The 12,636-nt window shown below is 67.0% G+C and carries 13 protein-coding genes; 12 read left to right on the plus strand and 1 reads right to left on the minus strand.

What is annotated here, in order from left to right:
* Window positions 1-117: 117 nt before the first annotated feature.
* From CFB43_RS35210 to CFB43_RS35265, 12 genes are all read left to right on the plus strand, one after another.
* Window positions 118-951: a DUF1295 domain-containing protein gene (locus tag CFB43_RS35210; RefSeq protein ID WP_089498694.1), complete on the plus strand. Its 834-nt coding sequence runs from the start codon at window positions 118-120 to the stop codon at window positions 949-951.
* Window positions 948-2,048, plus strand: a complete 1,101-nt coding sequence (locus tag CFB43_RS35215; RefSeq protein WP_089498695.1) for an SAM-dependent methyltransferase — start codon at window positions 948-950, stop codon at window positions 2,046-2,048. The genes CFB43_RS35210 and CFB43_RS35215 overlap by 4 nt, the downstream gene beginning before the upstream one ends.
* Entirely contained in the window at window positions 2,045-2,665 is a 621-nt protein-coding gene (locus CFB43_RS35220) for a lipocalin family protein (protein ID WP_089498696.1), read from the plus strand. The genes CFB43_RS35215 and CFB43_RS35220 overlap by 4 nt, the downstream gene beginning before the upstream one ends.
* A gap of 110 nt (window positions 2,666-2,775) precedes the next feature.
* The gene (locus CFB43_RS35225) at window positions 2,776-4,062 is read left to right on the plus strand and encodes an NAD(P)/FAD-dependent oxidoreductase (RefSeq protein ID WP_373452573.1); all 1,287 of its coding nucleotides are present in this window, start codon (window positions 2,776-2,778) and stop codon (window positions 4,060-4,062) included.
* Window positions 4,059-4,913 carry a DUF1365 domain-containing protein gene (locus tag CFB43_RS35230; protein ID WP_089498698.1) on the plus strand — a complete coding sequence of 285 codons (855 nt, stop codon included), beginning with the start codon at window positions 4,059-4,061 and terminating at the stop codon, window positions 4,911-4,913. The genes CFB43_RS35225 and CFB43_RS35230 overlap by 4 nt, the downstream gene beginning before the upstream one ends.
* A complete protein-coding gene (locus tag CFB43_RS35235) occupies window positions 4,910-6,127 on the plus strand; it encodes an SAM-dependent methyltransferase (RefSeq protein WP_089498699.1) in 1,218 nt (405 codons plus the stop codon). Before CFB43_RS35230 ends, CFB43_RS35235 begins: the two co-directional genes overlap by 4 nt.
* A gap of 1 nt (window position 6,128) precedes the next feature.
* A complete protein-coding gene (locus CFB43_RS35240; protein ID WP_089498700.1) occupies window positions 6,129-6,662 on the plus strand; it encodes a chalcone isomerase family protein in 534 nt (177 codons plus the stop codon).
* A 110-nt stretch (window positions 6,663-6,772) separates the two neighbouring features.
* Complete coding sequence (locus CFB43_RS35245; RefSeq protein ID WP_373452578.1) at window positions 6,773-6,931, plus strand: DUF2256 domain-containing protein; 159 nt, start codon at window positions 6,773-6,775, stop codon at window positions 6,929-6,931.
* A gap of 440 nt (window positions 6,932-7,371) precedes the next feature.
* The gene (locus CFB43_RS35250) at window positions 7,372-8,319 is read left to right on the plus strand and encodes a hypothetical protein (protein ID WP_256990187.1); all 948 of its coding nucleotides are present in this window, start codon (window positions 7,372-7,374) and stop codon (window positions 8,317-8,319) included.
* Between the two features lie 133 nt (window positions 8,320-8,452).
* A complete protein-coding gene (gene folE / locus CFB43_RS35255; RefSeq protein WP_089498703.1) occupies window positions 8,453-9,184 on the plus strand; it encodes a GTP cyclohydrolase I in 732 nt (243 codons plus the stop codon).
* Window positions 9,185-9,300: 116 nt separating this feature from the next.
* Window positions 9,301-10,005: a sigma-70 family RNA polymerase sigma factor gene (locus CFB43_RS35260; protein ID WP_089499061.1), complete on the plus strand. Its 705-nt coding sequence runs from the start codon at window positions 9,301-9,303 to the stop codon at window positions 10,003-10,005.
* A gap of 225 nt (window positions 10,006-10,230) precedes the next feature.
* Window positions 10,231-11,202, plus strand: a complete 972-nt coding sequence (locus CFB43_RS35265; protein WP_089498704.1) for a MerR family transcriptional regulator — start codon at window positions 10,231-10,233, stop codon at window positions 11,200-11,202.
* Window positions 11,203-11,287: 85 nt separating this feature from the next.
* On the opposite strand, the gene CFB43_RS35270 is transcribed toward CFB43_RS35265, so the two are convergent.
* A complete protein-coding gene (locus CFB43_RS35270; protein ID WP_089499062.1) occupies window positions 11,288-12,247 on the minus strand; it encodes an alpha/beta hydrolase in 960 nt (319 codons plus the stop codon).
* Window positions 12,248-12,636 lie beyond the last annotated feature (389 nt).

Raw genomic sequence — 12,636 nt, forward strand, 5'->3', positions numbered from 1 at the left:
CGGCGTGCCGCCCGCTGCCGTCTCGCTCGACGGGATCACGCCGCATCTCGTCGCATCCGTCTGCATCCGTTCGGTCGCTGGCTCCGTATAAGGGGATATCGCGCCCCCGGAGCCTGTATGCCCGCCGTCGTCGTTGCCCTCCTCGCCTTCGTCGGACTGATCCTGTCCTTCACGGCGGTGTGGATTACCCAATTGCAATCCCGGAACGCCGGGATGATCGATCCGGTCTGGGCCGCGACGCTCGGCGGCGTCGCCGTGTTCGTCGCCGCGCTGGCGACCGGCCCGGAATTGAATCGTGCGCTCGTCGCCGCGGGCGGCGGCATCTGGGGGCTGCGACTCGCGCGGCACCTGTGGCGGCGCAATCGCGGGCAGCCGGAGGACCCGCGTTATCGACAGTTCCGCCTGCAGTGGGGCGACGCCGCGCCGCGCAACATGTTCTGGCTGTTCCAGTTGCAGGCGCTGATCTCGATGCTGCTGTCGATCGCGTTTTTCATCCCCGCATACAGCACGGCAGTCCCGTCCCGGTTCGCGATCGCTGCGGCGGTGGCGATCTGGATCGTCGCCGTCGCCGGAGAGACGGCCTCCGACCGGCAACTCAAGCGGTTTCTCGCGGATCGCGACCACGGCGGCCAGGTTTGTCGCGCCGGCTGGTGGCGCTATTCGCGGCACCCCAACTATTTTTTCGAGTGCGTGCACTGGCTCGCCTACACGGCCCTGTCGATCGGCATGCCGTGGGGCTGGCTGACGCTGTTCCCGCCCGTGCTGATGGCATGGCTGCTGCTCAAGGTTTCCGGCTTGCCGCTGCTCGAAGCGCGTCTGGTGCAAAGCCGGCCGGGATACCGCGAGTACATGCGCACGACCAGCGCCATCGTTCCGTGGCCTCCGAGGCCGGCACCCGGCCCTTCCCCCACTCGATCCGATCCCCCTGAAGACCGGAGCACGCGATCATGACCGCTACCACCTCGCCACCGTCGCCGGCCTCGGCGGCGGCACCCCACGACACCTGGCTGATCCGCTGCTGCGAGCGCGGCTGGCTGCCGGACCGGCTGATCCGGGCCGGCATGCGCTCGCTCATGCGGCAACGCCTGCGCGCCGAACACGCGGATGACGGCGAACAGCGTGCGGCGGCGCACGACACGCTGGTGCGTGAACTGGGTGCGAGCCCGATCGCAATCGAGACGCTCGCGGCGAACACGCAGCATTACGAAGTGCCCGGCAGCTTCTTCGAGGCCCATCTCGGCCCGCGGCTCAAATATTCGTGCGGCTATTACCCGCGTGGCGACGAAACGCTGTCGCAGGCGGAGGAGGCCATGCTGGCGTTGTACGCGCAGCGCGCGAGGCTGGCGGACGGCCAGCGCATGCTCGATCTCGGATGCGGCTGGGGTTCGCTGTCGCTCTGGCTCGCCGAACGGTATCCGGCGGCGCAGATCGTCGGCCTGTCGAATTCACACGGCCAACGCCACTTCATCGAGCGATGCGCGGCGCAGCGCGGGCTGACGAATCTGCGCATCGTGACCGGCAACGTGGTGGAGTTCGACTTCGATCCCGCGGATGCCGGTTTCGACCGCGTGCTCTCGATCGAGATGTTCGAGCACATGAAGAACTACGGGCAACTGCTCGCCAAAATCGCGCGCTGGATGCACGACGACGGCAAGCTCTTCGTGCACATCTTCGCGCACAAGCTGCTCGCCTATCACTTCGCGGTGCGCGACGACACCGACTGGATGTCGCGCCATTTCTTCACGGGCGGGACGATGCCGTCGGCCGACCTGCTGCTGCGGTTCCAGGACGACGTGCGCATCGCCCGCCAATGGTGGCTCGACGGGACGCACTACGCCCGCACGGCCAATCAGTGGCTCGCGTCGCTCGATGCGGCGCGCGACCGGATCATGCCGATTTTCGAGACGGTCTACGGCGCCGACGCCCGCCTCTGGTTCCAGCGCTGGCGGATGTTCTACATGGCGGTCGCCGAGCTGTTCGGCTATGCCGACGGGCAGGAATGGGGCGTCGCCCACTATCTGTTCGACAAGCGCCGGGTGCTCGCATGAGGGCCGCGATCGCGCATCGGGTTCTCCGCCGCGTCGCCGCCACGGTCGTGACGGCGCTCGCGATCGGGGCCGCCGGGTGCTCGGGCAGCCCGCCGAACCCGAATCCGCGCGCCGCCGTTCCGTTGTCGACCGTACCCGTCGACTTGCCGCGCTACATGGGCCGCTGGTACGTGATCGCGAACATCCCGTATTTCGCGGAACGCGACTACGTCGGCAGCCGGGCCGAGTGGAACCTGCGTGACGACGGCCGGATCGACGACGCATTCGTCGGCCGCAAGGGAGGCTTCGACCAGCCCGAGAAGCGCTATCGGTTCGTCGACACCGTGAAGCCCGGCAGCGGCGGTGGCGAATGGCGCGTGCGGCTGTTCTGGCCGGTGTATGTCACGCAACTGACGCTCTACGTCGACCCCGACTACCGGTACACGATCCTCGGCTACCCGGGCAAGACGCTCGGCTGGATCTTCTCGCGCGTGCCGACGATGGACGAGGCCACCTATCGCTCGCTGCTCGCCCGGCTCGATGCAATGGGTTACGACACGTCGCGCTTCAGGCGGGTGCCGCAAACACCGGACCAGCTCGGCAAGCCGGGCTTCGCGTCGCCCGGCGATCGCGAATGACGGCCGCTCCTGCATCCGCCGCGCGCGGTGCGACGTATATCAGCACAAGTGATTCCAGAACCTGCACGTGTGACTGACGGAGACCCTTCGCGATGCACCCGGAACTTTCAATGTCGCGGCCCGGCCGGCGGATCGCCGTCGTCGGCGCCGGCATCGCGGGCCTGGCCAGCGCGTACTTGCTGGCCCGCCGTCACCGCGTGACGCTGTTCGAGGCCGCCGACTATCTCGGCGGTCACACGCACACGGTCGACGTCGATCTCGACGGCGCACGCCACCCCGTCGATACGGGCTTCCTCGTGTTCAACGACCGGACCTATCCGAATCTGGTCGCGCTGTTCGACGAACTGGGCGTGGCCGCCCATTCGACCGACATGTCGTTTTCGGTTTCGGTCGACGGCGGCCGGCTCGAATGGGCCGGCAGCAACCTGAACACGGTGTTCGCGCAACGCCGCAACCTGTTCTCGCCGACCTTTCTCGGGATGTTGCGCGACATCCTGCGCTTCAACGCGTCCGCGCACGATCACCTGGAATCGGCGAGCCGGCAGCGCCTTTCGGTCGGGGAACTGCTCACGGCCGGCGGTTACGGCGCATCGTTCCAGCATCACTACCTGCTGCCGATGGCGGCCGCGATCTGGTCGAGCGCGGCCAACGACATCCTGCGGTTTCCGGCGGCGACGTTCCTGCGCTTCTGCCTGAATCACGCGTTGTTGCAGGTCAACAACCGGCCGACCTGGCGCACCGTCGCGGGCGGCGCACGGCAGTACGTCGAGCGCATCGCCGCGACGCTCGACGACGTGCGCGTGAATACGCCGGTGCGCGCGATTCGGCGCGACGACGCGGGCGTGACGGTGGCGACCGATGCAGCCGGTCACGAGCGTTTCGACGCGGTCGTGCTCGCGTGCCATGCGCCGACCAGCCTGGGGCTGCTCGCGGATGCCAGCAAGGCCGAGCGCGACGTGCTCGGCGCCGTGCGCTACCAGCACAACGTCGCGGTGCTTCATACCGATACGGCGTTGCTGCCGCGCCGGCGGCGCGTGTGGTCGGCGTGGAACTACCTGGGCGCCCGGCCGAGACGCACGGGCGGCGAGTCGCCCGTGTGCGTGAGCTACCTGCTCAACCAGTTGCAGCCGCTGCCGTTCCGCTCGCCGGTGGTCGTCACGTTGAATCCGGTCGACGAGCCCGCGCCCGACACCCTGCTCGGCCGCTACGATTACGCGCACCCGCTGCTCGACCTCGCGGCCGTGGATGCGCAGCATCGTCTGCCGATGCTGCAGGGGCGGCGCAATACGTGGTATGCGGGAGCGTGGACAGGCTACGGGTTCCACGAGGATGGGCTGAAATCGGCGTTGCGCGTCGCCCGCAGCTTCGGCGTCGCGCCGGCCTGGGCGCGCCCATGAACGCGCCCTTCGCCCGCGATGGCATGGCCGCCCGGCTGCTCGTCGGCACCGTGATGCACGAACGGCTGCGGCCGGTGCGCCACGCGTTCGCGTACCCGATATTCCAGGTCTGCTGCGACGTCGAGCGGCTGGACGAGATCGACGGCGGCTGGTTCGGCATCGATCGCCGGGCCCCGCTCGCGCTCGCTTCCCGCGACTACGGCCCGCGCGACGGCCGCGCGCTCGGCCCGTGGATGCGCGATGTCCTCGCGCACGCCGGCATTCCCGCCGACGGCCCGATCTGGCTGCAGACGATCCCGCGCGTCTTCGGCTACGCATTCAATCCGGTGAGCTTCTGGTACTGCTACGACCGCGCGGGCCGGCTGCGCGCGCTGTACGCCGATGTGCGCAACACGTTCGGTGCGCACCACGGCTACCTGCTCAGCGCGATGCGTCACGCGCCGATCGACGCCGACACCGTGCTGGTCTGCCGCAAGACGTTTCATGTCTCGCCGTTTTGCGACATCGTCGGGGATTACGCGTTTCGCGTGCGTCAGTGCGGCGACCATCTGAGCGTGGCGATCGACTATCGCGACGACGACGGTCTGCTGCTGCGCACGGCGATCGGCATGCGGTCCGCGCCGCTGACGGCGGCACGCGCATGGCGCGCGCTGGCCCGGCAGCCGCTGAACGCGATCAACGTCGTCATTCGCATTCATTGGCAAGCGCTGCGGCTGTGGCTCGCGCGCGTGCCGTTCCACGGCAAGACGCCCCCCGGCCGTTCCGCCGCTGCCGATTCGCCATTGTCCCGTTCGCCGGGCGCGTCGCCACGCGACCGCTCGGCGATGTCCGATCACGAGGCTCGCCCATGACCTTGCTGCGCCTGCTGTCTTCCGCCTCGCAACCGGCGATGCCGCTCTCGGCCCGGTTGTTCATCGCGCTGCTCCGGCAAATCCACGACGGTCACCTGACGCTCGTGACGCCCGAAGGCGCGCAGCATGTGTTCGGCGATCCGCACTGCCAGCCGGCCGCGACGCTGCTGGTCCGCGACTGGCGGGCGTGCCGTGCGATCCTGCGCGCGGGCGACATCGGATTCGCGGAAGCGTATCGCGCCGGCTGGATCGACACGCCCGAGCTCGTCGCGCTGCTGCGCCTCGCGATCCGCAACCAGCCGATGATCGCGAAGACGGTGACCGGCGGCCGCCTGGCACGCCTCTGGTACGCGCTGCGTCACCGGCTGAGGATGAATACGCGGGCCGGCAGCCGCCGCAACATCCACGCGCACTACGATCTCGGCAACGACTTTTACCGATTGTGGCTCGACGACACGTGGACGTATTCGAGCGCCTGCTTCGACGGCGACACGCAGCGTTCGCTCTCCGACGCGCAAACGGCGAAGTATCAGCGCATCGTCGCTTCGCTCGGCCTGCGCGCCGGCATGCACGTGCTCGAGATCGGCTGCGGCTGGGGCGGGTTCGCCGCGCATGCCGCACGGCAAGGCATCCGCGTGCATGGCGTCACCGTCTCGCAGGCGCAATACGCGCTGGCCCGCGAGCGCATGGCGCGCGACGGGCTGTCCGATCGCGTCACGCTCGAATTGCGCGACTATCGCGACGTCGACGGCCAATACGACGCGATCGTGTCGATCGAGATGTTCGAGGCCGTGGGCGAAACGTTCTGGCCGGTGTACTTCGACACGCTCAGGCAACGCCTGAAGCCCGGTGCGCGCGCGCTGATTCAGTCGATCACGATCATCGAGTCGCTCTTCGACGCGTATCGCACGTCGAGCGACTTCATTCGCGAGTTCATCTTTCCCGGCGGGATGCTGCCGAGCCCGGAGCGTTTCGTCGATGCCGCACGGCGGGCCGGCCTGGCCGCCGAACCGGTGTTCGCGTTCGGTGACGACTACGCGCGCACGCTGCGCACCTGGCGGGCCGCGTTCGAGGCGCGCATCGACTCGGTGCGCGCGCAACGGTTCGACGAAACGTTCATTCGCACCTGGCGCCTCTATCTCGCCTATTGCGAAGCGGGATTTGCCGAGCGGCGGACCGACGTGATGCATTTCATCGTGTCGGCGGGCGGCTGACATGAGACGCCGGCTTGCGATGCTCGCCGCGGCCGCGGCTGCCGCGCTGGCCGCGCCGTTGTTCGCCGGCGCGAGCTGCGTCGACGACATCCCATCGGCGCGACTGATCGGATCCGGCCGGTTCTGCATCCTGGGCATCTGTCTTTACGACGCCGAGCTGTGGGCACCCCGGCCGCCGGGCGCGTTCGACACGCCGTTTGCGTTGTCGCTGGCCTACCGTCACGACGTGAAAGGCGAGCGGCTCGTCTCGACGGGCATGGACGAGATCGAGCGCCTCGCACCCGCGCCGTTGCCGGCTGCGCCGCTCGATGCATGGCGCCGCGATCTCGAACGGGCGTTCACCGACGTATCGCTCGGCGACGTGCTGTGCGGCGTGTATGTGCCCGAGCGCGGCGCACGCTTCTACTCCAATGGCCGCCTCACCGCCGACGTGACCGATCCGGTGTTCGCGCGCGCCTTCTTCTCGATCTGGCTCGACCCGCGCACGCGGGCAAAATCGTTGCGCCGTCAGTTGCTGGGCGACGATGCGCGCTGATTCGACGGTGAGCGATGGCGATGGCTCCGGTGTATCGACGCGGCAACGTCGCTCGGCCGGGCAGTTCGTCAGAGATCCGTCTCGACGCGTGATTCGCCATGGTCGACAAGATGCACTTGCCTGAGAAGATCTGCGAGACCTGCGGCTTGCCTTTCAGCTGGAGAAAGAAATGGAAAGCCGCTTGGGACGAAGTCCGATATTGCTCGGAGCGTTGCCGTCGGAACCGGCGGCCGCGTACCCGCATCAAGGCAAACGCTGCACGTCGTTGACTCCGCGTTGATGAGCCGGTCGCGAGCAGCGCGCGGGCCCGGATAGCGCTTCGATTGGGCCGAGACTGAATGTTTGCCCCTGTTTCGGGCACCGGGGATCGATCGGCACCGGTGCGCGCAGGCGTACTCGTGAGAACGGCCCTCCCCCTCCCCGCGGCCGTCTGGATTGCCGCATGCCCGGTTACCTCCAGACGGTTCACTCCGCGCTGCCTCCGTTGCACCACGCTTGCGTGAACGCGCGGTCATGTTCGTTGGCGCGAGCGGCCGTGGGCCGGATCCCGCCGCGTCGACTCACAAATGTGAGACACGCTCGATTCATGCATCGAAATCGCATGCCTTCCTACGTACTTCCTGGCTCATCTTGACCCATCTTGGTCAGTATTCCATTGACCCCAAAAGTCGTTTCGCATGCACCAAAGACACGCAATACGCTTATAAAAATGAGCATTCACGGGCTGAAAACGCAATCTCCCGATACCGAATCGGTAGTTGACGCACAAACTTCCGGTACAAATTATTTCATGAATCACTTTTCCGCTTCACTTTCCGGAAAATTTGCATACAATCCAGCTGTGACGCATGAATCGACCGAGGGAGGCCCCGTGCCAACACGCAATCACGACATCAAGCCGCGCCGGTTTCCGGCGTGTCCGGCTTCATTGATGGCGCGCGTGTCCGTCGCCCCGGCACGCAGCCCGTCACACCACGCCGGTGCGGCACCCGACCGGCCGATTGCATCGCGCTTGCGGGTCGCCGCGCAACAGCGCGGCCAACGCTGCCGGCGCCGCTCGCCACAGGTGACCGACCGGTGCGCAGGCGCCAGCCCGAACGGCGCACTGCCCGAACGGCGATCGAACGCCGCCACGGCTCGTGCATGTCCGACGCTGCTCGTCACCGGCGGCCTGACTGCCGCCGACGAAACGATCGAGCGAGTCGGCCTGCACGTCAGCGAGCGCGTCGAATCGGTGTCGCGGGCGCTACGACAGCCCGGCCAGGCCGTCGACGCGCTGATCGCCGAGGTTTCGTCGTTGCAGATGAATCTGGCGATTCAATTCGTGTCGCTGGCGCAGGCGCGCCGTGTCCGCGCGGCCGCGATCATCTATGAGTACGGCAGCGTGCAGGCCCTCGCGTTGATCCGCCTTGCTGGGTTCCACCTGTTTCACTCGGTCGGCGGCCGCATCGACCACACATTCGTCCTGGCCACGTTGCAACAATCCGCCGCCGTCATGCTCGCAGCCAAGCCGACGGCGAATGACCCCATGGTGCGGTTCCGGCGGGACGTTGGCGGCTGGGCCCCGGCAACGCCAGTGGGTCCGTCGTGCGGGATCAGGGCCGGATCTCCGGTGACATTGCCGAGCCGCCATGCACGCCCGCGCGCGCGCCGGTGAGCGCCACCCGGTCGGCGCGTCGTCGAAATAGCGGCGGCGTCCGCCCGATTTTTACGCAACGAATACAGGCAAATCATCGCATCGCCTCAGTCGCGATCCATCGCATCCCCCTAACCTCGAGAAACGAACCGAAATGGGCAATCTGATCGACGCTCCCGAGCACACCTTGACTGCGATCGACGAGGGCATTCCCCTGTCGCACATCATCCGTCGTCGGCTCGAGAACGCGGGCGCGCGCTTCCATGCAAACGACAACATCGCCGCGCACCTGCGCGACGGCGAGCTGGATGCTCTGCAGAACGAAGTGGCGCAGGGAATGGAAGCGGTGCTGCGCTCGCTCGTGATCGATGTCGACAACGACCACAACACGCGGGAAACCGCGCGGCGCGTCGCGAAGATGTTCATCCGTGAAGTGTTCGCGGGCCGCTACGACGCGGCGCCGTCCGTCACCGAATTCCCGAACGTCGAGCGGCTGGACGAGCTGCTGATCGTCGGGCCGCTGCGCGTGCGCAGTGCCTGCTCGCATCATCTTTGCCCGATCATGGGCCGCATCTGGATCGGCGTGCTGCCGAGCGCCGCGTCGAATCTGATCGGCCTGTCGAAGTACGGCAGGCTGGTGAACTGGGTCATGACGCGCCCGCAGATCCAGGAAGAAGCAGTCAAGCAGATCGCCGACCTCCTCGAATCGCGCATCTCGCCCGACGGGCTTGCCGTCGTACTCGAGGCCGAGCACTTCTGCATGCATTGGCGCGGCACCAAGGACGACCAGGCAAAAATGACCAACAGCGTGATGCGCGGGAAATTTCTCGCGGACGCATCGCTTCGCCGAGAGTTTCTCGCCTTGTTGTCCGGAAAGCATGCGTAAAGCGCGCGACAGGCATTCGCGACGAATGCGCCGGCACCGTGCCCGGCCATGAGCCGCGCCCGCTCGTCACGGCGGGCGCGCAACAGCAGGAAGCGCAAAGCCATACGGAGTTCCCGATGAACTGCTCGCACGACTCGCTCCGCCCGTCTTCCGGCCAGGGTCGATCGACGAAGCCGCATTCAGGCAGGCAGCCACGCCGGGGCGCGTCCCGCGGGAGGTCGCGCCCGGGCGGCAGAGCCGAATTCACCGCCGATGCGGTCGTTCAGCCCGACGAAGCATCCGACGCGCAGGCGGAGCTCAACCAATTGCTGTCGCGCGTCGCCGCCGGCGACGAGCACGCGTTCGCGCAGCTGTATCGATTGACGGCGGCGCGGCTGTACGGCGCGATCGTCCGGATGATCCGCGACCGCCACGAAGCGGAGGACCTGCTTCAGGACGTGTTCACGACGGCGTGGCGTCGCGCCGGTTCATTCGACGCCGGACGCGGCACGGCGATGACATGGCTGATGACGCTCGCACGCAATCGGACCATCGACCGGATCCGGCAGCACCGCGAGCTTCCGCTCGACGACGAACTGGCACTGTCGATCCCCGACGAAAACCCGACGCCCGATCTCGGCGCGCAGGCGAGCCAGGAGCGCCTGCGTCTGGAGCGCGGGCTCGCGCATCTGGGCGAGCGGCAGGCGTATGTGCTGCGGGAAGCGTTTCATGGCGGCGCGTCGTACGCGGAGCTGGCTGAACGCATGCAGGTGCCGCTCGGCACGATGAAGAGCTGGATTCGCCGCAGCCTGATGCGACTCAAGGTGTATCTCGAGCCATGAGCGCGCGAATCGCTTCGCGGCTCGAGGACACTCGAAACACCTCCGCGCGTCCTGACCACCTCGCGACACCGAGCGGTGCCGCTCCGAGGCAGGCTAGCCGGCTCGCGCTTCACGAACCACCTTTCCGGACGAAAACCCGCCTATTGAATCACTTTCCTGCTTCGTATTTCGCGCAAACTGCGTACAATCCCGAGACAACAGCAGGTCGACTTCAGGAGAGCCACGATGCCCCCTCGCAAGGATCGCGATACGCCCCATCGCTATCGCAGCGGCGAGGCCGCGCGCCTCGCGCGCATGCCGGCAGCCACGCTGCGAATCTGGGAAAGGCGCTATGGCGTGATTGCGCCGCCCAAAACGCCGTCCGGACAACGGATGTACTCGGACGACGACGTCCAGCGGATTCGATTGCTGAAGACGCTCGTCAATCAGGGCCACGCGATCGGCTCGATTGCCAGCCTGAGCCACGAGGAACTCGAAGCGCTGTCGTTGACGAATACGCGTGACGCGGCGTTTCACGAGGCAAGCGTGAGCCTCGCGGTCGTCGGCGCGCTGTCGATTCCGGAATCCGCGATCGAGCGAATGGGAATCCGGATCGCCGCGCGAATCGACTCGCTCGACGGCGCGAGCGCGCATGCGGGGACGCCGGTCGACGCCCTCATCGCGACGACCACGTCGCTCCATGAGGATGTCGTTTCGCAGCTCGCTGCCGTGGCGCAACAGCTCAACGCGCATGCCGTGGCCGTCGTGTACGCGTTCGGCACGGCAGAGGCGGTCGAGCTGGCACGTCTGTCGGGGTTCGAGCTGTTCCGGTCGACGGAAGGCCAGACCAACCCGATCGCCATCATGTCGAAACTGGCGCAAGCCGTCGTCAAGTCGCGCCAAGCGAATGACGCGGATCGCGGGCTCTGGCTGCGCACGCGGCGACGCTTCGACGATGCGACGCTCGCGTCGCTCAGCGGCCTGTCCACCACCGTCAAGTGCGAGTGTCCGCGGCATCTGTCCGAATTGATCATGCAGCTCGGCGCGTTCGAGCGATACAGCGACGAATGCGTGTCGCGATCGCCGGCCGATGCGCTGCTGCATCGCCACCTTGGAGACGCCGCGAATCGGGCCGCCGAATTGCTCGAGACGGCGCTGGCCGTCATTCTTCGCGAAGAGGGATTGGGCGGAACGACGCCGGAGCTGAAGGCGCTTTAGCACGGCACGCGCCGCCGGCCGTTCCGGCCTGCCCACGACGACAGGCGGCGATGCGCTTTCGCGTGCAATGCGGGGCTTGCCTCCATCACCGAGCCGAAACCGAGGAGCGAGCCACTGCGGCAGGCGCTGCCGGCGGCGTGCTCGTGGTGCCGGCATTCGACGCATTCGCGATGCGATCCACGAACGCGGAGAGATCGTCGAGCACGGGCGCCACCCCTCGCAACGGCGCGCCCAGCACACCGACGATCGACGCATGGCTCACGTTCCTGTAACGCATGACCACGACGGTATCGCCCCTGTCTTGCAGCGTGCGCGCGAAGCGGGTCGTGTTGCCGGGCTCGACCACCGTGTCGTTCTCCGCGACGGCCAGCCACATCGGCGGCTCCGTACCCTGGATGAATCGAATGGGCTGGCTCGCGGCGCGCGCTTCCTCCGGGAAGATCCTTTCAAGCGTCGCGTCACGCAGCGGCAGGAAATCGTAAGCGCCGGCCAGGCCGATCACGCCGGCGATATCGCTCTTGCGCATCGCCTGGGCCGCCAGATAGCGGCCGTCGGTCGCAAGCAACGCGGCAATCTGCGCACCCGCGGAGTGCCCCATCAGAAACAGGCGACGCGGATCGCCGCCGAACGCAACTGCGTGCTCGCGTGCCCACGCCACCGCCTGCGCCGCATCGTCGACGAAACCGGGAAAGGTGGTGGCCGGATACGTCCTGTAGTCGGGTAAGACGGCAACAAAGCCCCTCGACGCGAGCGCCTCGCCCACGAACAGATAGTCGTTGCGCTCGCCCGACTGCCAGCTTCCGCCGTAAAAGAACACGACCATCGGGGCGCCCGCACTCGCATCGGCCGGCCAGTGATGCAAGACGCGCGTGGGCAAGTAGACGTCGAGCACATGGCGTTCGCCGGATCCGTACGGGATACCGGCGAACAGGCTGAACGTGTAGCTCGGCGTCAGCGCATTCAGGAGCCGCACCGGGCTGCACGCGGCGAGTAGACCGGCCGCGAGCAGCACCGACAGGACGGCAAGTCCGGCTTTCATGTTCATGAAGATCCCCATCCCCGACGATTCCGGCCGCATCCGCCGCCTTGTATGTCGTTTACGGAGCTTGCGCGCAAGCGGATGCATTCATTGCACGGCAGCCGCCCCCCTTAACGACATCCCGATCTTCCCTGCGCAAGTGCATCCGTCCGCAGTGGAGAGCCGTATGTGGAATGGATAAGTGAATCAACGCGGAATGCCGACAATCGCTCCCTGCGTAGCAATCGTGCGGTGGTGGATCCGCGCGTCGACGATAGTGAGAGCCGTCTGCCATGAACGTTCTACCTGCCGCTTTCCCCAAGATGCAACGTCGACCGGGCGGCATGGCGACCATGCCGTTGCCGATCCCGCGCGAGCGATCATGAGAAGCAGTCCCAATCAACTGACGTCCAGCA

Origin of the sequence: Burkholderia sp. AU15512, assembly GCF_002223325.1 — a bacterium.
Classification (GTDB): domain Bacteria; phylum Pseudomonadota; class Gammaproteobacteria; order Burkholderiales; family Burkholderiaceae; genus Burkholderia.